General features: G+C 63.8%; 19 protein-coding genes. 1 reads left to right on the plus strand and 18 read right to left on the minus strand.

The window, feature by feature from the left end:
• Window positions 1-50: 50 nt before the first annotated feature.
• The 7 genes from J0O65_RS10815 to J0O65_RS10845 all read right to left on the minus strand — a co-directional run bounded on the left by J0O65_RS10815 (window position 51) and on the right by J0O65_RS10845 (window position 6,732).
• On the minus strand, window positions 51-2,360 hold the full coding sequence (locus J0O65_RS10815; RefSeq protein WP_215406581.1) for a xanthine dehydrogenase family protein molybdopterin-binding subunit: 2,310 nt from the start codon (window positions 2,358-2,360) through the stop codon (window positions 51-53).
• Window positions 2,357-2,833 (minus strand): (2Fe-2S)-binding protein, encoded by a 477-nt coding sequence (locus J0O65_RS10820; protein WP_215406583.1) that lies wholly within the window; start codon window positions 2,831-2,833, stop codon window positions 2,357-2,359. Before J0O65_RS10820 ends, J0O65_RS10815 begins: the two co-directional genes overlap by 4 nt.
• Window positions 2,834-2,982: 149 nt before the next feature.
• The gene (locus J0O65_RS10825) at window positions 2,983-3,768 is read right to left on the minus strand and encodes an anti-sigma factor family protein (RefSeq protein WP_215406585.1); all 786 of its coding nucleotides are present in this window, start codon (window positions 3,766-3,768) and stop codon (window positions 2,983-2,985) included.
• Window positions 3,765-4,286, minus strand: coding sequence for an RNA polymerase sigma factor (locus J0O65_RS10830; protein ID WP_215406587.1), 522 nt, complete (start codon window positions 4,284-4,286; stop codon window positions 3,765-3,767). Before J0O65_RS10830 ends, J0O65_RS10825 begins: the two co-directional genes overlap by 4 nt.
• A gap of 21 nt (window positions 4,287-4,307) precedes the next feature.
• Complete coding sequence (locus tag J0O65_RS10835) at window positions 4,308-4,679, minus strand: COG4315 family predicted lipoprotein (protein WP_215406589.1); 372 nt, start codon at window positions 4,677-4,679, stop codon at window positions 4,308-4,310.
• Between the two features lie 58 nt (window positions 4,680-4,737).
• Complete coding sequence (locus J0O65_RS10840; RefSeq protein WP_215406591.1) at window positions 4,738-5,655, minus strand: DNA-3-methyladenine glycosylase family protein; 918 nt, start codon at window positions 5,653-5,655, stop codon at window positions 4,738-4,740.
• Between the two features lie 69 nt (window positions 5,656-5,724).
• Window positions 5,725-6,732: an XdhC family protein gene (locus J0O65_RS10845; protein WP_215406703.1), complete on the minus strand. Its 1,008-nt coding sequence runs from the start codon at window positions 6,730-6,732 to the stop codon at window positions 5,725-5,727.
• Window positions 6,733-6,832: 100 nt separating this feature from the next.
• Here J0O65_RS10845 and J0O65_RS10850 point away from each other — a divergent pair, with 100 nt between their 5' ends.
• Complete coding sequence (locus J0O65_RS10850; RefSeq protein ID WP_215406593.1) at window positions 6,833-6,973, plus strand: hypothetical protein; 141 nt, start codon at window positions 6,833-6,835, stop codon at window positions 6,971-6,973.
• A gap of 31 nt (window positions 6,974-7,004) precedes the next feature.
• On the opposite strand, the gene J0O65_RS10855 is transcribed toward J0O65_RS10850, so the two are convergent.
• The 11 genes from J0O65_RS10855 to J0O65_RS10905 form a co-directional block, all read right to left on the minus strand.
• Window positions 7,005-8,108 carry a M48 family metallopeptidase gene (locus J0O65_RS10855; protein ID WP_215406595.1) on the minus strand — a complete coding sequence of 368 codons (1,104 nt, stop codon included), beginning with the start codon at window positions 8,106-8,108 and terminating at the stop codon, window positions 7,005-7,007.
• A gap of 151 nt (window positions 8,109-8,259) precedes the next feature.
• Entirely contained in the window at window positions 8,260-8,709 is a 450-nt protein-coding gene (gene dut / locus J0O65_RS10860; protein ID WP_215406597.1) for a dUTP diphosphatase, read from the minus strand.
• Between the two features lie 155 nt (window positions 8,710-8,864).
• Complete coding sequence (gene coaBC / locus J0O65_RS10865) at window positions 8,865-10,085, minus strand: bifunctional phosphopantothenoylcysteine decarboxylase/phosphopantothenate--cysteine ligase CoaBC (protein WP_215406599.1); 1,221 nt, start codon at window positions 10,083-10,085, stop codon at window positions 8,865-8,867.
• Between the two features lie 17 nt (window positions 10,086-10,102).
• On the minus strand, window positions 10,103-10,612 hold the full coding sequence (lspA, locus tag J0O65_RS10870) for a signal peptidase II (protein ID WP_215406601.1): 510 nt from the start codon (window positions 10,610-10,612) through the stop codon (window positions 10,103-10,105).
• A gap of 183 nt (window positions 10,613-10,795) precedes the next feature.
• Window positions 10,796-13,696, minus strand: coding sequence for an isoleucine--tRNA ligase (gene ileS / locus J0O65_RS10875; protein ID WP_215406603.1), 2,901 nt, complete (start codon window positions 13,694-13,696; stop codon window positions 10,796-10,798).
• Between the two features lie 67 nt (window positions 13,697-13,763).
• On the minus strand, window positions 13,764-14,735 hold the full coding sequence (locus J0O65_RS10880) for a bifunctional riboflavin kinase/FAD synthetase (RefSeq protein ID WP_215406605.1): 972 nt from the start codon (window positions 14,733-14,735) through the stop codon (window positions 13,764-13,766).
• 186 nt (window positions 14,736-14,921) lie between these two features.
• Window positions 14,922-16,133 (minus strand): tetratricopeptide repeat protein, encoded by a 1,212-nt coding sequence (locus tag J0O65_RS10885; RefSeq protein ID WP_215406607.1) that lies wholly within the window; start codon window positions 16,131-16,133, stop codon window positions 14,922-14,924.
• Between the two features lie 78 nt (window positions 16,134-16,211).
• Window positions 16,212-16,643, minus strand: a complete 432-nt coding sequence (locus tag J0O65_RS10890) for an ExbD/TolR family protein (RefSeq protein WP_170840419.1) — start codon at window positions 16,641-16,643, stop codon at window positions 16,212-16,214.
• A 104-nt stretch (window positions 16,644-16,747) separates the two neighbouring features.
• Entirely contained in the window at window positions 16,748-17,176 is a 429-nt protein-coding gene (locus J0O65_RS10895; protein WP_071075811.1) for an ExbD/TolR family protein, read from the minus strand.
• A 5-nt stretch (window positions 17,177-17,181) separates the two neighbouring features.
• Entirely contained in the window at window positions 17,182-18,114 is a 933-nt protein-coding gene (locus J0O65_RS10900; protein ID WP_215406609.1) for a MotA/TolQ/ExbB proton channel family protein, read from the minus strand.
• An 86-nt stretch (window positions 18,115-18,200) separates the two neighbouring features.
• A complete protein-coding gene (locus tag J0O65_RS10905; RefSeq protein ID WP_215406611.1) occupies window positions 18,201-18,857 on the minus strand; it encodes an energy transducer TonB in 657 nt (218 codons plus the stop codon).
• Between the last annotated feature and the right edge of the window lie 301 nt (window positions 18,858-19,158).

A 19,158-nucleotide genomic window follows, 5' to 3' on the forward strand; every position in this document is an offset into this window, starting at 1 on the left:
CGCAAGAGGGCCAGCGGTTTTTTCGTTGTGCGGAGTGTTTACTCTTGCGCCTAGGCTTTCTTCGCCAGCTGCATGCCGACGGGCAGGGCGCGGATGCGCTTGCCCGTGGCGGCGAAGATGGCGTTGCACAGGGCGGGCGCGATGGGCGGCGTGGCCGGTTCGCCCACGCCGCCCAGCTCCATGTCCAGGGTGCCCGGCACCAGGTGCGTGTGGATCACGCGCGGCGCGTCGGCGGCGCGCAGCACGCTATAGTCGTGGAAATTGCTTTGCTCGACCCGGCCGTTCTTGAAGCTGATCTCGCCGCTCATGGCCAGCGACAGGCCCATGATGCAGGCGCCCTCGATCTGCGAGCGCACGCGGTCCGGGTTGATCTGCGGGCCGCAATCCATGGCGATATCGACCCTGGGCACGATGACTTCGCCGGCCGCGTTGATCTCCACTTCGATCACGGCCGCCACATAGGTGACGAAACTGTAGGACACGGCCAGACCCAGCCCCCGTCCCTTGGGCAGCTTGCGGCCCCAGCCCGCCTTGCTTGTTGCCAGCTCGATCACGTGGCGCATGCGGCCTATGTCGACCGGATACTTCGCCGGGTCTTCGCCATAGTTCCAGCCGTCGGACAGGTCGGCCGGGTTGATCTTGCGCGCGGGGCCCAACAGCGCCAGCAGGTAGTCGCGATGGTCCTTCTTCGCCGCGTGCGCCAGTTCGGCCGTGAACGACTGGATGGCGAAGGCGTGCGGGATGTTCGACACGGAACGGAACCAGCCGATGCGCGTGTGGGCCGGCACTTCCGGCACTTCGACGCGGATGTTCGCAATGGCGAACGGCACGTTGATGGCCGACATGCCCAGCTCGAACGGCGCCTGCTTGTTCGCGCCGGCGGCAAAGGTCGAGGTGATGGTGGGCGCGGCCGTGCGGTGCAGCCAGGCCGTCGGCATGCCCTTCGCGTCGAGCGACGCTTCCAGCCGTTCGACGGACACCGTGTGCAGGTAGTCGTGCTGCAGGTCGTCGTCGCGCGTCCACGTCAGTTTGACGGGCGCGCCATCCATGGTTTGCGACAGCAGCGCCGCCTCGACGGCGAAATCGGGTTTCGATTTGCGCCCGAAGCCGCCGCCGAGCAGGGTCACGTGCACGGTCACGTCGTCATGCGCCAGGCCCAGGGCCTTGGCCACGTTGCTGCGCGTCGCCTGCGGCGCCTGCACGCAGGCCCACACCTCGGCCTTGCCGCCGGCGATGCGCACGGTGGCGGCGGGCGGCTCCATGGTGGCGTGGGCCAGGTGCGGCAGATAGTATTCGGCGCTGAGTTTGCGCGCGGCGGGAGCGGCGGCCAGCGTCGCCACCGTCTTGCCCTGGTCGCGCGCCGGGCTGGCCGGCTGGCGCACGGCCGCTTCCAGCGTCTTGCGGAAGGCGGTCGAATCGTAATCGCCGTTCGGGCCATCCTCCCATTCCAGCACCAGCGCCGCGCGGCCCTTGATGGCGGCCCAGGTGTTGCTGGCGATGACGGCCACGCCGCCCAGCGGATTGAACATGGCCGGTGGCGGGCTGCCCGCCAGTTCGACGATGCGCAGCACGCCGGGCACCTTCAGGGCCGCCGTCTTGTCCACGCTTTTCAGCTTGCCGCCGAAGACGGGCGGACGGGCGATGACGGCGTACGCCATACCGTCGAGGCGCGTGTCGATGCCGAAGTGGGTGTTGCCCGTGACGATATCGTGCAAGTCGATGCCGCGTGTGCTGGTTTGGCCGATGTAGCGCAGCTCGCCCGCCGTTTTCAGGCTGATGCGGGCGCGTGGCGGCACCGGCAGTTTGGCCGCTTCCCCGGCCAGCGCGCCGAAGGACAGCGAGCGTCCGCTGGCCGCATGCACGACGGCGTGATTGACGGCCTTGACTTGCGTCACGGGCACGTCCCAGCGCACGGCGGCCGCCGTTTCCAGCATCAGGCGCGCCGTCGCGCCCACGTGGCGCATGGCGCGGAACGAGTGGCGCATGCTGCGCGAGCCGTCCGTATCCTGGCTGCCGTAGCGCGCTTCGTCGGCGGGCGCCTGCCGCACGCGCACCTGCGCCCAGTCGGCGCCCAGTTCATCGGCCGCCACCATGGGCAGGCTGGTGCGGATGCCCTGGCCCATTTCGGAGCGGTGCGCCACGATGGTGACGATGCCATCGGCGCCGATCGACAGGAAGACCAGGGTGTCGTCGACCACGCCGCCCGCCATCTTGTCGCCGCCGTATTTGACGGCGTCGGCCGCCATCACGAGGCCGGAAGGACCGGCCACCAGGCTCAAGCCGGCCAGCGCGCCGGCGGCCTTGAGCCAGTTGCGCCGCGCAGGCGAAGCGGGGGCGGGGAGATTTTCAAGGATGCTCATTGGGCCGCTCCTTTCACGCCGATGCTGGCCGAGGCCTGCTTGATGGCCGCGTGGATGCGCGTGTAGGTGCCGCAGCGGCAGATGTTGCCGCTCATCGCTTCGCGGATTTGCTGGTCGTTCGGTCTCGGGGTCTTGTGCAGCAGGGCCGTGGCCGACATGATCTGGCCGGCCTGGCAATAGCCGCATTGGGGCACGCCGTGCTCCTGCCAGGCTTGCTGCAGGGCCAGGCCGACCTTGTCTACACCCACCGCTTCGATGGTGGTGATCTTCTTGCCGGCGGTGGCCGACACGGGCGTCACGCAGGAGCGGATGGCCTCGCCGTCCATATGCACGGTGCAGGCGCCGCACAATGCCATGCCGCAGCCGAATTTGGTGCCGGTCATGCCCAGTTCGTCGCGCAGGGCCCACAGCAGGGGCGTGTCGTCAGGCAGGGCAAGGTCGTGCTGCTTGCCATTGATGGTCAGGGTCGTCATGTGTATTCCTCGGAGTGGGGATGGCGCGGGGAAGCGCGACGGCCATCCGCCATACGGATGAGCGCATCAGTAGGCGATGGTAGCACCAGCCGCCGTGCGCTGCAGGGAGTGGGGCCGGCGGCCGTCGGGTACCCTCACGTCGACCTGCTTCAGCGCGCCTGCTCCAGCTGCGCGTACACGGCGTCGGCGATCTTGCCCAGCGCCTGTTTGGGCAGGCTCGCCGAGAGGGCATAACCGAGCTGGCCGTCGATCCAGTAAAACACACTCAAATCCTTTTCCTGCGTGTAGCGGAAAGCCGTTTCCTGCCTGCCGCTCCGCTCCCTGGCCACGTACAGGGTCAGGCGCTGGCCTTTGCCATCTTCATACATGAATTGCGCCACGGGGCCGTCGCCATCGCCGGGCAGCAGGCGCCCGCCGATCAGCTGGTAGCCGAGCGGCGACAGCGCGGGCGGCTGCAGTTGCGTGCCCAGGCGTTTCGACAGCCATTGCACCAGATGCGCTTCCTGCGCCGCGCCCACTTCCACGGGGTGGCGCACTTCGGGCGTATAGACGGCATGCGCGATGGCGGCGCTGCGCGCCAGGGAGATGGGGCTGGCGCTGGCGCTCACGCCGTCGCCGCCACGCAGCAGCCAGCCGCCCGCGCCGCCAGCGACCACCAGCACGATGGCCGCAGCCGCCTGCATGGCGGGGCGGCGCCAGGCGCCGTTCGCGGCCGGCGGGGCCGCCGCCTGCCGCAGCGCCGGCGGCACGGCTTCGTCCAGCACGGGATCGAACAGGGCGCGCAACTGCCGGTTCTGCTCGCGCCACGCGTCCACCCTGGCGGCGTCTTCGGGATGCGCGCGCAGGTGGGCCTCGATGGCGGCGCGCTGCGCCTCGGGCAGGACGCCGTCGGCCAGGGCGTGCAATTGCGCTTCGCTGATGGCTTGCGTTGTCATTTCACGACTTTCAGGGTGGGGGCGCCATGGCTACCGGCCGGGCGGCCGTCGAGCAGTTCGCGCAGCCGCTCGCGCCCGCGCGACAGCCGCGACATGACGGTGCCGACGGGGATGGCCAGGGTGGCCGCCACCTGCTCGTACGGCATCTGTTCGAGCGCGACGAGCAGGATGACTTCGCGCTGCGCCAAAGGCAAACGGGCCAGCGCCGCATCCATCTCGCCGATGGCGATGGCTTGTCCCGGCGCATGCTCGGGCGCGGGCAGCAGGGCATCGTCGTCGAGTTCCTGCAGCGCCAGGCCGGGACGGCGCAATTGATCCACGTGCAGGTTGTGCATGATGGAAAACAGCCAGGGCCGCATTTCGCCGCCCCGTTGCCACTGGTCGACCTTGCGCCAGGCCCGCTCCACAGTGTCCTGCACCAGGTCGTCCGCGTGCACGGCGCCGACCAGCGCGCGCGCATAGCGGCGCAGGCCGGGCAGGCAGGCTTGCAGCTGGCGGCTGTCCTCTTGCGTGGTCATCGTGGCGGCGCGATAGTGAGCTTAGGGCTTGACGACGTGCCACACGTTCTTGACATTGTCGCCGGCCACGTCGCCCGGCTTCTTGTCTTCCTTGTACAGGTACAGGGGCTTGCCCTTGTAGGTCAGCTGCATGGCGCCGTTGTCTTCGCGCTGGATGCTGCCATACGGGGCGGCGGGCGCCGCTTCGGTGGCGATGACGGCGGGCCAGGCCACCAGGCAGCCGCCGCCGCAGGCGCTCTTGCCGCTGTCGGCGACGTCCTTGTCGAACACATACACGGTCATGCCGCTGGCGTTGACCAGCATGCCGTTGGCAGGCATGACGTCGGCGGCGAAGGCGAGCGGGGCGGACAGCAGGGCGGCGAGGGCGGTGGCGGCAAAAGTGGTGAAGCGCATGATGGTCTCCTTGAGGTTTTGGTGGGCTTGCAAGGGATAGACGCCCGCCGCCCGCCGTTTATTCCACGTCTTGCGGATTATTTTTTGCCGGCGCATGCAGGCTGGCCCACAGGTGGGCGGCCGCCATGGTGCGGTGCGGCGCGTACTGGCGCAGCCACTGCTCCGTGCGCGCCATGTCCGGTTTGACGTCTAGGCCGAGCAGCCTTTGCAGGGCGGCGCGGATGGCCACGTCGCCGTGCAGCGAGCAGTCGGCATGGCCGTAGCCGCGCAGCAGCGCGTAATTGACGGTCCACGGACCGATGCCTTTCACGGCCAGCAGCGCCTGCGACATGGCGGCCACGTCGCCGGACGGGGGCAGCTCCAGCGACAAGTCGCCGTCGTCGACGAGGCGTGCCAGGCGCAGCACGGTTTCCGCCTTGGCGCGCGAGAATTTGCGGCTCGTCAAATCCTCGACGGATAGCCGCGCCACGTCGCGCGCCTCCGGGTAGCACCACAAGCCGCTGCCATGCCGGCGTCCTGCCTGCAAAATAAACGTGCGGCGCAGGGCAATGGCGAACGGCAGGTTGATCTGCTGGCCGATGATGGCCCAGGTCAGCGCCTCGAACGGGCTGGCCGACTGCACGATGCGCAGGCCCGGATTGAGGCGCACCAAGGGCGCCAGCAGCGGGTCGGCGGCGGCCAGTAGCGCGAACGGCTGCGGGTCGATGCGCAGGCCGAGGATGTTCAGGAGGGCGCCGTGCAGGGGCGTGTCAAGGTCGGCATCGCCATCGTCATCGATGTCTGCCTGGCAGATGGCGGCATCCGGCGTGAAGGCGACGTCCAGTACGACGGGCGCGCCGGCAAGCAGGATGCCCTTGCGCAGGCCCGCCGGCGTGACTTGTTCCGCCACGGCTTCTGTATCGCGGCCGTGAAAGGCGATGACGTCGTCGCGGCGGTAGCCGGCGGGCAGGGGGAGCGTCCAGTGCAGCAGGGTCATGGTGGGCCAAAGTCAGGGACGGTATCAGGGAGGCGATGCGGGCGCACCGCGTTTCTTGCTTTTCAGGCGTCAGCGCACGCAGAGGTCAGGGTTGGGCGGCGTCAAGGCCGCCGCATGCTGGATCTGCAGCGCGTCGGGCACGCCGTTTTTCACGGCCGTCAGTTCGGCCAGGATGGAAATGGCGATTTCGGCCGGCGTCTTGCTGCCGATGTACAGGCCGATGGGAGCGTGCAGGCGCACCAGCTGTTCCGCACTGACGTCGAACTGCAGCAGCCGCTCGCGCCGCCTGGCATTGTTGGCGCGCGAGCCGATGGCGCCCACGTAGAACGCGGGCGATTTCAACGCTTCCATCAGGGCCAGGTCGTCGAGCTTGGGATCGTGCGTGAGGGCGACGACGGCGCTGCGGCTGTCGAGCTTTAATTCCAGCACCAGGTCGTCGGGCATGGCGTGCAGCAGGGGCACCCCCGGCACGTTCCAGCCACCCCGGTATTCCTCGCGCGGGTCGCAGACGATGACGTGGTAATCCATGGCCGTGGCGATTTGCGCCACGAAGCGCGACAGCTGGCTGGCGCCGATGATCAGCAAGCGCCAGCGCGGGCCGTGCTGCGTGGTGAGTACGCCATCTTCCAGGGCCAGCACGGCGCCCGGCGCGGCGCGCTGCAGGGTGACGGCGCCGCTGCGCAGGTCCAGGCGGCGCTCGACCAGTTCATGCGCTTCCAGGCGCGCCAGCAGTTCGTCCACGCGGCTGCCCGCATGCAGCGGTTCGATGGCCAGTTCGATGGTGCCGCCGCAGGGCAGGCCGAAGCGGTGCGCCTCGTCGGCGCTGATGCCGTAGCTGACGATTTCCGGCAAGGTGCGCACGATGCCGTGCACGCGCACGGTGTCGATCAAGTCATCTTCGATGCAGCCGCCGGAGACGGAACCGACCACCGTGCCATCGTCGCAGATGGCCAGGGTGGCGCCCACGGGGCGGGGGCTGGAACCCCAGGTCTTGATGACGGTGACGAGTTCGCAGCGGTGGCCGGTGGCGAGCCAGGCGGCGCTGGTTTTCAGAACTTCAAGGTCGATGCTGTCCATGGTGCGCGCGAGTGACATGCCGCATGTTTGCGGCAAAATATGGAAAAGTATTCAAGATTGTGGATATACTACCTGTTCCACCACCCTGCGGAGAATTTTCATGTCAAATGAAGTCAAGACGCAAGAAGAGGGTATTCCCAAGTTCGGCAAACTGCTCATCGCCCTGTTCCTGGCGGTGGTGTTTTGCGGCGCCCTGACCTGGATCATGGGCACCTACTTCCCCAACTTCCCGGGCGCCTGAGCCAACCTGCGGCATCAGGCGCCTCTGGTGCTTAAGGCTTGAGCGGCTTCTTCGCCGCCTGCTTGGCGCGCACGTCGGTGACGGCGCGGTTGATGGCCGCCATGCGCGAGTTGGTGCCCGGGTGCAGGGCCGTGTAGCCGTTGGCGACCGTGGCCGGCACTTGCGTGGCCAGGCGCTGCCAGAAGCGGGCGGCGTTGTCGACGTTGTAGCCGGCGCGCGCCAGCAGGTAGATGGCCAGCGTGTCGGCTTGCACGTCGAGTTCCTGCGGCATGGCCTTGATGCCGGCGGCGCCCGTCAGCATCGACACGTCGGGCTGCACGGCGCCCAGGCTGTCGATGATGCTGCCGGCCGTCCCCGCCGTGCGCTGGCTGCGCGCGTGGTCGAGGATGTTGTGCGCCATTTCGCGGGCGATCACGAAGGCGATGCCTTCATCGTTTTGCGCCGCGTTGACCATGCCGCGCGTGAGCATGATGCGCGCGCCGTCCGAATACGCGTTGACGTTGTCCGCATTGCCCAGGGCGACGCGGAAGGCGCAGGCGCGCGTGACGGGAATTTTGAGGTCCTGCTGCTGGCCGTCGCGGGCGATGGTCATGTTCAGGCTCGCGCTTTTCGAGGCCAGCGGGCCGACGATGGCGCCGAACGGGCCTTCCGCTTTCGGGCCGGCCGGCAGCGGCTTGCCTTCGGCGGCCAGCAAGCCGTCGCCCTTGCGCAAGCCGGCGCGCGCGGCGCCGCTGCCCGGCAAGACGCCGGACACCTGCATCTGCTCGCCGTAGCCGAGCGCCGCCTGCGCCGCATCGGCATAGATGCCAGGGTAGGAATACTTGTTCTGCGCCGTAAAGCCCAGCAGGTTGCGCGCATACGTCTTGCACAGGTCCGCATTGTTGATCAGCAGGGGCGCCGAGACTTTCGACAGGCGGTCCTGCAGCGCCACCATCTTCACCAGTTCTTCCTGCGCCGCCTTTTGCTGCGCCGTCGGCGCGGGAGCATCGGGCGCCGGCACGACGTTGAACGGGCCGCTGACATGCGTCGCCGGCGTGGTGCAGGCAGAGAGAAGGGCAACGCAAGCCACCAGCAGTGGCGAGGCCAGATGGCGCAGCGAAGTCGGGGCTGGGATCAGATGGCGGAAACCTGGCATGAGAAAATCCTTCTTGTAACTCCTGACAAAACCTACTGCGCGGCGCGGGTCGCGGCCTCCGATGCTCACTGTCTCGGCGGCCCCGTGCATTCGCACAGCTCCGATGCTCAGCCACAACGCACATCCGCTCGCTACGGTTTGTCAGTCGCTGTTAATGTTTGCCGGTGCTGCCGAAACCGCCAACACCGCGTTCGCTGTCGCCGAATTCCTCGACGACGTTAAAGCCCACTTGCAGCACCGGCACGATAATCAGTTGCGCCAGGCGTTCCATGGGATTGAGCGTGAAAGCGCTCTGGCCCCGGTTCCAGGTCGATACCATCAGTTGGCCCTGGTAATCGGAGTCGATCAAGCCTACCAGATTCCCCAGGACGATGCCGTTTTTGTGGCCCATGCCGCTGCGCGGCAGGATCATGGCCGCATACGACGGGTCGCCGATATGGATGGCCAGACCGGTGGGAATGAGCACGGTCTGGCCGGCTTCGATGGTGATCGGCTCGTCTATGCAGGCGCGCAGGTCCAGGCCGGCGCTGCCGGGTGTGGCGTAGGCGGGCAGCAGGTCTTGCATGCGGGCGTCGAGGATCTTGATGTCGATATTTTTCATTAAAGCTTTACATTAAGACTGATAAAAAGGTTTCTGGAATGCCTAATAAACCGTAGCGAGCGGCGGTGAGTTGTGGCCGAGAAGCGCAACTGTACGAAGGTACAGTGAGCATCACAGGCCGCAAATCACGACGCGCAGTAGGTTTTTAGGCATTCTTATTTGAGCAGCGAATTTTTGGCCAGCCGCTTCGAGATTTCCGAAATCAGCTGGCGCGCCAGGTTCAGTTTCGAGGCGCGCGGCAGCACGGTATGGCCTTCCTCGTCGAACAGGATGATGGTGTTGTCGTCCTGGCCGAACGTGTTCTGGCCGATATTGCCGACCAGCAATGGAATGCCTTTTTTCTCGCGCTTGGTCGAGCCGAATTCCACGAGGTTTTCCGATTCGGCGGCAAAGCCGACGCAATACGGATAGCCGGCCAGGTTGGTGCGCGCCGCCACGGTGGCCAGGATGTCGGGATTTTGCGCGAACTGCAGCTCGGGCACGGAGCCGTCGGCCTGTTTTTTCATCTTCTGTTCGCTGGCGTTGGCCACGCGCCAGTCGGCCACGGCGGCCACGGCGACGAAGACATGCTGGCCGTCGACGTGGGCCAGTACCGCATCATGCATCTGCTGCGCGCTTTGCACGTCGATGCGGCGCACGCCGAAGGGCGCATCCAGGGCCGTGGGGCCGGAAATGAGCAGCACCTCGGCGCCCGCTTCGCGCGCCGCGCGCGCCACCGCATAGCCCATCTTGCCCGAGGACAGATTGGTGATGCCGCGCACGGGGTCGATCGCTTCGAAGGTGGGGCCCGCCGTGACCAGCACGCGCTTGCCCGCCAACACCTTTGGCTGGAAGGCGGCGATCAGCTCCGTCAGCAGCTGCTCCGGTTCCAGCATGCGGCCCAGGCCCGTTTCGCCGCACGCCTGTTCGCCGGCGGCGGGGCCAAACAGCTTGACGCCGTCGTCGCGCAGCTGTTGCACATTGCGTTGCGTGGCGGGGTTTTGCCACATCTCCACGTTCATGGCCGGCGCCACCAGCAAAGGCAGGTGGGCAGGGCGGGCCAGGCACAGGGTAGACAGCAGGTCGTCGCACACGCCGTGCGCCAGCTTGCGCAGAAAATCGGCCGAACACGGGGCGATCAGAATCGCATCCGCTTGGCGCGTCAGGTCGATATGCGCCATGTTGTTGGCGATGCGCGCATCCCACTGGCTCGTATGCACGGGGTGGCCGGACAGGGCCTGCATCGTGACGGCCGTGATGAAATGGCTGGCCGCCTCCGTCATCACCACCTGCACCGAGGCGCCGGCCTTTGTCAGCGCGCGGCACAGTTCCGCCGCCTTGTAGCAGGCGACGCCGCCCGAAAGTCCCAGGACGATTTTTTTGCCGGACAATTCCATGCCGTTCTCCTGCGTGTTTATTTGTTTACCCGGCGCAGTTCATCGATGATGAACAGGGCCGCGCCGATGCAGATGGCGCTGTCGGCGATGTTGAAAGCGGGGAAATGGCCCCAGCTTTTCCAGTGGAAGTCGAGGAAGTCGACCACGTGGCCGTACATCAGGCGGTCGATGGCGTTGCCCAGCGCGCCGCCGAGGATCAACGCCAGGGCCCAGCAGAACATGCGCTGGCCGGCGTGCTTTTTCAGCAGATAGACGATGTAGATGGCGGCCGCCAGGGCGATGCCGGTGAAGAAATAGCGCTGCCAGCCGCCCTGGTCGGACAGGAAGCTGAACGCGGCGCCCTTGTTATAGGCGAGCACCAGGTTGAAATACGAGGTGATGACCATCTCTTGCGCATAGCGGAAGGTCTTCAGGATCGTGATCTTGGTGATCTGGTCGAACAGGATGACGATGGCGGCAATACCCAGCCAGGGCACGAGCGACGCCGAGGATGACGATTTCGATGAAAAACGGTTTTTAGTGGCCATATTTTTCCAGGGAAGATAAAGCCGCCGCCTGGTGGCAGGCGGCGGTTGGACTCATAGCATACAACGGCGGGAAAAATCGTAGCGAGCGGCAGCGAGTTGTGGCCGAGACGCGCAGCTGTACTTTAGTACAGCGAGCATCGCAGGCCGCAAATCGCGACGCGCAGTAGATTTTGACGACGTTGTTTAGGCGAAGCGGCGTTTCTCGCCCGCGCCAAACAGGTTGCTGACGCAGCGGCCGCACAAGGTGGCATGGGCGGCGTCCGTGCCCACGTCGCTGCGGTAGTGCCAGCAGCGCTCGCACTTCGGCGCCGTCGACGCGGCCACGAGCACTTCCTCGGCTGCTTCGTCGGCGACTTCAGTCACCGTTGCCTGCGAGGTGATGAAGACGAACTTCAAGTCGTCGCCCAGGGTGGTCAACAGCTTGTACTTCATCGGCGCGGCCTTGATCGTCAGTTCCGCCTGCAGCGAGGAGCCGATGGCGCCCGAGGTGCGCAAGTCTTCCAGCTGTTTCGTCACGTCCGTGCGCACGGCGCGCAGGGCCGTGTACTTCTCCAGCAGGTCGGCGGCGTCCGACACTTGCGGCAGCTGCCACCAGGTTTGCGTGAAGATGGTTTCATCGCTGGCGGCATAGGCTTCGCTGCCTGCGAAGACGGCCCATGCTTCCTCGGCCGTGAACGACAGGGCCGGGGCCATCAGGCGCAGCAGGCTTTGCGTGATGTGCCACAGGGCCGTCTGCGCCGAGCGGCGCGCGTGCGACGTCAAGCCGGAGGTGTACAAACGATCCTTCAGGATGTCCAGGTAGAAGCCGCCCAGGTCTTCCGAACAGTAGGTCTGCAGCTTCGACACCACCGGGTGGAATTCGTAGCGCGCATAGTTGTTCTCGATCTGCTGCTGCAGCGATGCCATGTTGGCCAGCGCGTAGCGGTCGATTTCGAACATCTCGGCCACCGGCACGGCGTCCGTGGCCGGGTTGAAGTCCGAGGTGTTCGCCAGCAGGAAGCGCAGGGTGTTGCGGATGCGGCGGTACGATTCCGTCACGCGCTTGAGGATCTCGTCGGAGATCGACAGCTCGCCCGTGTAGTCGGTCGAGGCGATCCACAGGCGCAGGATGTCGGCGCCCAGGGTGTCCGAGATCTTTTGCGGCGCTAAGGTATTGCCCAGCGACTTCGACATCTTCTTGCCTTCGCCATCGACCGTGAAGCCGTGCGTCAACAGGGCTTTGTATGGTGGACGGCCATTGAGCATCGACGACACCAGCAGCGACGAGTGGAACCAGCCGCGATGCTGGTCCGAGCCTTCCAGGTACAGGTCGGCCGGGAATTGCAGCTGCGTCGAGTGCGAACCGTGCGCTTGCGGGCCGCCCAGCACCGTCTGGTGCGTGGCGCCGGAATCGAACCACACGTCCAGCGTGTCCTTGTTTTTGGCGTAGATGGCCGCTTCGTCGCCGATCAGGTCGGCCAGGTCCAGCGCCTGCCATGCCTCGATGCCGCCCTTTTCGATCAGCTTGGCCACTTGCTCCAGCAGTTCCGGCGTGCGTGGATGCAGGTCGCCCGTTTCCTTGTGCACAATGAAGGCCATCGGCACGCCCCACTGGCGCTGGCGCGACAGGGTCCAGTCTGGGCGGTTGGCGATCATGCCGTGCAGGCGCGCCTGGCCCCAGTCCGGGAAGAATTCGGTGTCGGCGATGCCTTGCAAGGCCGTCTCGCGCAGGGTCGCGCCGCCATCCTTCGGCGTCACGTCCATGCCGGCGAACCACTGCGAGGTGGCGCGGTAGATGATCGGCGTCTTGTGGCGCCAGCAATGCATGTAGCTGTGGTCGAACATCTTGACTTCGAACAGCGCGCCCGCTTCGCGCAAGGCGTTGCAGATCGGCTTGGACGCTTCCCAGATGGTCATGCCGCCGAACAGCGGCAGGGTCGAGGCGAACTTGCCGTCGCCCATGACGGGCTTGATGATGTCGTCGTCCTTCATGCCGTGCGCCTTGCACGAGATGAAGTCGTCCAGGCCGTAGGCTGGCGCCGAGTGGACCACGCCCGTGCCGCTTTCCGTGGTCACGTAGTCGGCCAGGTACAAAGGCGACAGGCGGTCGTAGAAGGCGTCGGCCGCATGCAGCGGGTGGCGGAAGCTGATGCCGGCCAGGGCCGCGCCGTCGCAGGTGGCGATGGTCGTGCCATCGAGCTTGAAGCGGGCCAGGCTGGCCACGACCAGGTCTTGCGCCAGGATCAGCAGCAGAGGCTGGCCATCGCGCTCGGCCTTCACCAGCGCATATTTCACTTCCGGGTGCACGTTCAGCGCCTGGTTCGACGGGATGGTCCACGGCGTGGTGGTCCAGATGACGATGAAACCGTTATCGGTCGGCAGGGAAGGCAGGCCAAAGGCGGCCGCCAGTTTTTCCGGCTCGGCGAACTTGAAGCCGACGTCGATGGCGGGATCGCGTTTTTCCGCGTATTCCACTTCCGCTTCGGCCAGCGCCGACTGGCAGTCGAAACACCAGTTGACGGGCTTCAGGCCGCGGTAGACATAGCCTTTTTCCAGCAGCTTGCCCAGCGCGCGCAATTCGTCGGCTTCATTGCCGTGCGCCATGGTCAGGTAGGGGTTGTCCCACTCGCCCAGCACGCCCAGGCGAATGAAATCCTTCTTCTGGCGCTCGACCTGCACGGTCGCGTAGGCGCGGGCCTTTTCCAGCACCTCGGCCGTCGGCAGGTTCTTGCCGTGCAGTTTTTCGATCTGGATCTCGATCGGCATGCCGTGGCAATCCCAGCCCGGTACATACGGCGCGTCGAAGCCGGCCAGCGAGCGCGACTTGACGACCATGTCCTTCAGGATCTTGTTGACGGCGTGGCCCAGGTGGATATCGCCATTCGCGTACGGTGGGCCGTCATGCAGGATGAATTTCGGACGGCCGGCGGCAGCCTTGCGCACGCGCTCGTAAATCTTCTTGTCTTGCCATTGCTGCACCCATTGCGGCTCGCGCTTGGCCATGTCGCCGCGCATCGGGAACGGGGTTTCCGTCATGTTGACCGGGTATTTGCTTTCGGGTTTCTTGTTCTGCTTGGGCGTGGCTGGCTTGTTTTGATCGGACATAATCTTCTTTAATGATATTGAATGGTTTGCGGCGGCAAGTGCCGCCAGGCGGCGGAGTTGGCCGGCGTCAAATTCGGTCGGTGGCGGTAATGGCGCCGCTGCGCTGCTCAAAATAGGCGCGCGCCTGATTCGAGTCGCGCTCGATGGCGGCCGTCAGGGTAGGCAAGTCGTCGTACTTTTCTTCGTCGCGCAGCTTGTGCAGGAATTCCACGCGCACCAGCTTGCCGTAGCAGGATTGGGCGAAATCAAACAGATGCACTTCCAGCAGGACGCGGCCGCTGTCGTCGACGGTGGGGCGCACGCCCAGGCTGGCCACGGCGGGCAGCGGCTGCGGTCCCAGGCCGTGCACCTGCACGATGAAGATGCCGGACAGGGCGGGGCGGTGCGCCACGCGCAGGTTCAGGGTGGGAAAACCGAGGGTGCGGCCCAGTTTCTGGCCGTGGATGACGTGGCCGGAAATGGCGTAGGGATGGCCCAGCAGCTGCGTGGCCAGCGGGAAATCCCCGGCCGCCAGGGCCAGGCGCACGGCGGACGAGGAGATGCGCGTGCTGCCGTTCATCACGGTGGGCAATGTTTCTACATGGAAACCATATTGGCGGCCCGCTTCCTGCAGCATGGCCACGTCGCCGGCGCGCCGGGCGCCATAGCAGAAGTCGTCGCCGACCATCAGCCATTTCACGTGCAAGCCGTCGACGAGGACTTTTTCCGTGAATTCCTGCGGCGTCAAGGCGGCGAACTGGGCGCTGAAGTGCTCGACGACGACACGGTCGATGCCGGCGTCGTCCAGCGATTGCAGCTTGTCGCGCAAGTTGGCGATGCGTTGCGGGGCTTTGGACAGGTCGCCCGCGCGCTGCGCGAAGAATTCGCGCGGGTGCGGTTCGAACGTCATCACGGCCGCTTCAATGCCGAGTTCGGTCGCCGCGCCGCGCACGCGCGCCAGCAAGGCTTGATGGCCGATGTGGACACCGTCAAAATTGCCGATGGTCAGAGCGCAAGGCGCTCGTGCCTGGGCATTGGGAAGTCCGCGGAATACCTTCATAGGAATCTGATGAAAAACTGTGCCAAAAGGGGGATTATACGGACTGTTTCAGCGATGCACACCCGGCAGGGCGGGCACAGGGCGAATTTCACTGCTGAAATGATAAAAAGCGTTGCCGGCAAGTGTGCTGGCAACGCTTTTGGGTGGCACTCGACTAGCTGCCTGCAACTCCCGGAGGATGTTGTCTTATTTATTCATTAACATCCAGTAGCGTGCCAGATCAGCCGCACCATCCGTGCCCTTGACGGTTTTGAATGCCGTCGTGGCATTGGCTTTCTTGCCGGCGTGAATGTAAGCGATGCCCAGATGCAGCTTGGCCTCTTCCGCATACTTGGCGGTGCCCATTTTCACGGCGTCGTTCATCAAGCCCAGGCCCTTCTCGGCCTGGCCATCGTAGACCAGCGCGAAGCCCAGCTTGCTCAAGCTGTCGGCGTCCTTGTTCTTGACGTATTCCGCTTCCGACTTGGCGGCGTTGGCTTTCAGGTCGGCCTGGGTTTTCAGGGCCAGGTCTTTCAGGCGCTGGTGACGGGCGGCATCGGCGCCGGTACCCAGCACGCCTTTCTTGTAGCCTTGCTCGATGATGGCCAGCGCTTCGCCGGGATTGCCTGCTTGCAGGGCCAGCTGGCTGATTTCCATGTATTCGGAAGGCTTGGTGAACAGGCCGTTGGCCAGGCGCAGGCGCTGGACGTCCAGGCCCAGGCGTTGCGAGAAGCCAGGTTTGCCCGAGACGCGGTTCAGCAGGTCGGCCCAGTAGCTGGTCTTTGGATAGCTGCCGGCCAGTTTTTCCAGGGTAGCCACATAGCCGGCCTTGTCGTTCTGTTTCATTTGGATGTTGGCCAGCATTTGCAGGCTCGCTTCCGAGTTGCCGCCGCGCGCTTGCAGTTCCTTGGCCGCTTCGGCGTAGTTGCCGCTGACGTAGTAGGTCTGGATCAGCAATTCGCGCATCTGCGCATCGTCGCGGTCTTTCAGCGAGCGCTTGATCCAGGTGATGGTGTTCGGCCAATCCTTGGCGCGGTAGTACATGCCTGCCAGCGCTTGCGTGAATTTCGGTGCTTCGGCGGCGCTCAGGCGGCCGGAATTGATGACGGCTTCGAAGGCCTTGATGGCGGTGCCGTTGTCGCCAGCGGCGGCGGCGGCCGAAGCGCGCACGCGTTCGATTTGGTAGCTTTCAAAGGCGGTCTTGCCGCCGACGCTGTCTGCTTCGCGCAGTTTGGCCAGCGCTTCCTTGTTCTTGCCGCTGCTAGCGAGTTTTTGTGCTTCTTGCAGTGGCTTGCCGACTTCGGCGCGCACGGTGTCCGCGGCATATGCCAGCGAGCCCAGGCCGATTACAGGAGTTGCTGCGGTAAAACCGATAGCGGCCATGACGAGGCCGAGATGAGCGAGACGAAACTTGGACATGAGAAAGTCTTTCAGTAAAAAGCGAATAGGCAGGAAGTCCTGCCTATTCGGATGTAAAGATAACCTGATTGCTACAGCTTACTGGAATTGCTCGTTGCCGACCAGACCGATTTTGGTCACGCCCAGACGCTGCGCCGACGCCATCACACCGGCGACGACCTTGTATTCCACCAGCTTGTTGGGACGCAGATGCACTTCTGGCTGATCTGCTTGCGCAGCAACGTTGCTCAGCTTGGCTTCCAGCGTATTCCGATCAGGTACGACCTGATTGTCCCACAAGATAGTGCCATCAAAATCGACATCGATCGTGACGACCACTGGTTCGGTTGTCGGTGGCGGCGGGGTGCCGACCGGCATGTTCAGGTTCACCGAGTGGTTTTGCTTAGGAATCGTGATGATCAACATGATAATCAGCACCAGCATCACGTCGATGAGGGGCGTCATGTTCAGTTCCATCATTGGTTCCGGATCCGCGCCTGCTGCGCTTCCCGAACCGACATTCATACTCATAGTGTTTCCTTTAAGAAGTCCAACGAAGCACCGGGCGATACTGCCGCCCGGCAAGCTTCCTTCAGCGGCGCCCCATGTTGCCGGGGCGCCGCTGTCAGTCGCTATCAGCCCTTGTCAGGTGGTTCGGTGATGAAGCCGACCTTCTGGATCCCGGCACGTTGGGTCGTGTAAATAACCCGGCCGATCGATTCGTAGCGTGTTTCTTGGTCGCCACGAACGTGTACTTCCGGCTGCGGTACTTTCACTGCTTCAACTTTAAGATAATCGAACAGTTCGTTCGTGTCTTTCAGTCTGGTCTGGCCCAGGTAAATCTCACCATCCTTGTTAACAACGATGTTGACGTTCTCTGGCTTGGTTTGCAGGGCTTGGTTGGCCTCAATCGGCAGATCGATTTTCTGCAATTTGAGGACAACCGGACTGGTGATCAAGAAAATGATCAGCAAAACCAACATGATGTCGACGAGCGGCGTCGTGTTGATTTCTGACATTACTTGATCTTCATCTCCGCTGTCGGAGCCGACGGACATCGACATGATTCTTATCCGATCTTTTTAGCGCCGGCAGCACGGCCAGCTTCGCTGGTGGACATTACGCCGGAAACCAGGACCGAGTGAACGTCGGCGCTGAACGAGCGGATGTCTTCCATTGCGGATTTGTTGCGACGTACCAGCCAGTTGTAACCCAGAACGGCAGGAACGGCGACCAGCAGACCGAAAGCGGTCATGATCAGTGCTTCACCAACTGGACCTGCCACTTTGTCGATCGATGCGTTACCGGTCATGCCGATAGCGGTCAGCGCGCCGTAGATACCCCAAACGGTACCGAACAGACCGATAAACGGTGCGGTCGAACCAACGGTTGCCAGGAACGACAGGCCATCTTGCAGACGCGATTGGACTTTGTCCGAAGCGCGCTGGATCGACATCGTCACCCAGGTCGACAGGTCGATTTGTTCCAGCAGGGCGCCGTCATGGTGTGCGGTTGCCTTGGTGCCCGATTCAGCGATGAAGCGGAATGGCGAGCCTTCGCTCAGGGTTGCCGAACCAGCAGCGATCGAAGGCGCTTTCCAGAATTTGGAAGCGGCTTCTTTGGCTTGCTTGAAGATCTTCATTTGATCCAGCAGTTTGGTGATGATGATGTACCAGCTGCCGATCGACATGATGGACAGGATGATCAGGGTGGCGCGTGGCACGAAGCCGCCGTCCCACACTGCGGACAGGCCGAACGGGTTGTGCACTTCTTCGGTTTTGGCTGGAGCGGCTGCGTCAGCGGCTGGAGCTGCTGCTGCGTCTGCTGCTGGAGCGGCGGCGTCTGCGGCAACTGGTGCTGGTGCAGCGTCTGCCGCAGGAGCCGAAGCGGCAGCCGATGCTGGCGCGTCAGCGAATGCCGGAGCTGCTACCAGAGCGGTGGTAGCGGTGACGGACAACAGAACCGCGGCAAAAAATGCGGACAAACGGGTATTCTTAAACATGCTTCCTCCAAAATTAAAAATAACAGATCGCTGAACGTAATGACAACGAAATCATAGTGTGAGACAGGGGATAACTGCCTCGGGTTTTAATCCAGCGACCAAACGTATTGCATTTGCTGCCAGCCTTGTTCCGGCTTGCCGTCAACTGTTGCCGGCTTGAATGTACAGCGGCTGATACCTTGCACCGCGGCTTTGTCCAGGTCTCTGAAGCCGCTGGACTTCACGATCTTCGAATCAGCGACCTTGCCGTCTACACCGATCAGGAACGACAGTGTCACCACACCGGTTTCCTCATTGCGCTGCGACGACTTTGGATAAGCCGGTTTTTCGCAGACACTGAAGTCAACCACGGCCGGTGTACGCACCGATTTGGCTGGTCCAGGAGTTGGCGCAGGCTGTGCAGGCGGCGATGGCGGTGCCAATACATTCGTGGCAGGCTTCACGGCAGTCGCATTTGCGATCACGTTCTGCTGTGGCGGCGGCTGCTGCACGTTCACCTCGACTGGCGGAATGAATGGCGGTGGTGGCGCTTTCATTTCTGGCGGCGGTGGTGGCGGTGGAAGATCCTTCGGTGGAGGCGGTTTGACTTCCTCGATAATCTTGGTTTCAACCGGTTCCATCATTTTGGTGACCAACCGCTTGCCCAAGCCCGTCGCGATCCCGTAAGCCGCGAGAACGTGCAGCAGGACAACGACGGTTATGCCTGTGTAGTTCTTGGGACTTTTCTCGTTCGAAAAATTCATGCCTGCTTTCTCCAAATACCATCTCTTGTCTTGCAACTGAACCCCAAAATGACGACACAAAGCTCCAGCCGTATCCGGGACGTCGCCGAATTATACATACGAATTCTTTATTTTACACAGATTTTTAACGCCTAAAACCGGTTAAATTTTTGGCGCTTTTGCGCCCTGAAAACGTACTTGCTTATGTCATCTTTGCACGCTTTCGGACAGAAAAAAAGGCGGTCTTATCGGTTTTTTACAGCCGTTTTGGGCGACCGCTGCTAAGTTCTCCGATGTGCCGATCTGGCGGAATTATATTTCG

It is taken from the genome of Janthinobacterium sp. JC611, from assembly GCF_018682595.1.
Taxonomy (GTDB): domain Bacteria; phylum Pseudomonadota; class Gammaproteobacteria; order Burkholderiales; family Burkholderiaceae_D; genus Janthinobacterium.

Coding starts and splice junctions, on each gene's coding strand:
- J0O65_RS10895 (WP_071075811.1), bottom strand. CDS start 17,176: ATGTCGATGTCCGTCGGCTCCGACAGCGGAGATGAAGATCAAGTAATG.
- J0O65_RS10855 (WP_215406595.1), bottom strand. CDS start 8,108: ATGCCAGGTTTCCGCCATCTGATCCCAGCCCCGACTTCGCTGCGCCAT.
- J0O65_RS10890 (WP_170840419.1), bottom strand. CDS start 16,643: ATGAGTATGAATGTCGGTTCGGGAAGCGCAGCAGGCGCGGATCCGGAA.
- J0O65_RS10880 (WP_215406605.1), bottom strand. CDS start 14,735: ATGAAGGTATTCCGCGGACTTCCCAATGCCCAGGCACGAGCGCCTTGC.
- coaBC (WP_215406599.1), bottom strand. CDS start 10,085: ATGGAATTGTCCGGCAAAAAAATCGTCCTGGGACTTTCGGGCGGCGTC.
- ileS (WP_215406603.1), bottom strand. CDS start 13,696: ATGTCCGATCAAAACAAGCCAGCCACGCCCAAGCAGAACAAGAAACCC.
- J0O65_RS10905 (WP_215406611.1), bottom strand. CDS start 18,857: ATGAATTTTTCGAACGAGAAAAGTCCCAAGAACTACACAGGCATAACC.
- J0O65_RS10900 (WP_215406609.1), bottom strand. CDS start 18,114: ATGTTTAAGAATACCCGTTTGTCCGCATTTTTTGCCGCGGTTCTGTTG.
- J0O65_RS10845 (WP_215406703.1), bottom strand. CDS start 6,732: ATGGACAGCATCGACCTTGAAGTTCTGAAAACCAGCGCCGCCTGGCTC.
- J0O65_RS10885 (WP_215406607.1), bottom strand. CDS start 16,133: ATGTCCAAGTTTCGTCTCGCTCATCTCGGCCTCGTCATGGCCGCTATC.
- lspA (WP_215406601.1), bottom strand. CDS start 10,612: ATGGCCACTAAAAACCGTTTTTCATCGAAATCGTCATCCTCGGCGTCG.
- J0O65_RS10815 (WP_215406581.1), bottom strand. CDS start 2,360: ATGAGCATCCTTGAAAATCTCCCCGCCCCCGCTTCGCCTGCGCGGCGC.
- J0O65_RS10850 (WP_215406593.1), top strand. CDS start 6,833: ATGTCAAATGAAGTCAAGACGCAAGAAGAGGGTATTCCCAAGTTCGGC.
- dut (WP_215406597.1), bottom strand. CDS start 8,709: ATGAAAAATATCGACATCAAGATCCTCGACGCCCGCATGCAAGACCTG.
- J0O65_RS10820 (WP_215406583.1), bottom strand. CDS start 2,833: ATGACGACCCTGACCATCAATGGCAAGCAGCACGACCTTGCCCTGCCT.
- J0O65_RS10840 (WP_215406591.1), bottom strand. CDS start 5,655: ATGACCCTGCTGCACTGGACGCTCCCCCTGCCCGCCGGCTACCGCCGC.
- J0O65_RS10825 (WP_215406585.1), bottom strand. CDS start 3,768: ATGACAACGCAAGCCATCAGCGAAGCGCAATTGCACGCCCTGGCCGAC.
- J0O65_RS10830 (WP_215406587.1), bottom strand. CDS start 4,286: ATGACCACGCAAGAGGACAGCCGCCAGCTGCAAGCCTGCCTGCCCGGC.
- J0O65_RS10835 (WP_215406589.1), bottom strand. CDS start 4,679: ATGCGCTTCACCACTTTTGCCGCCACCGCCCTCGCCGCCCTGCTGTCC.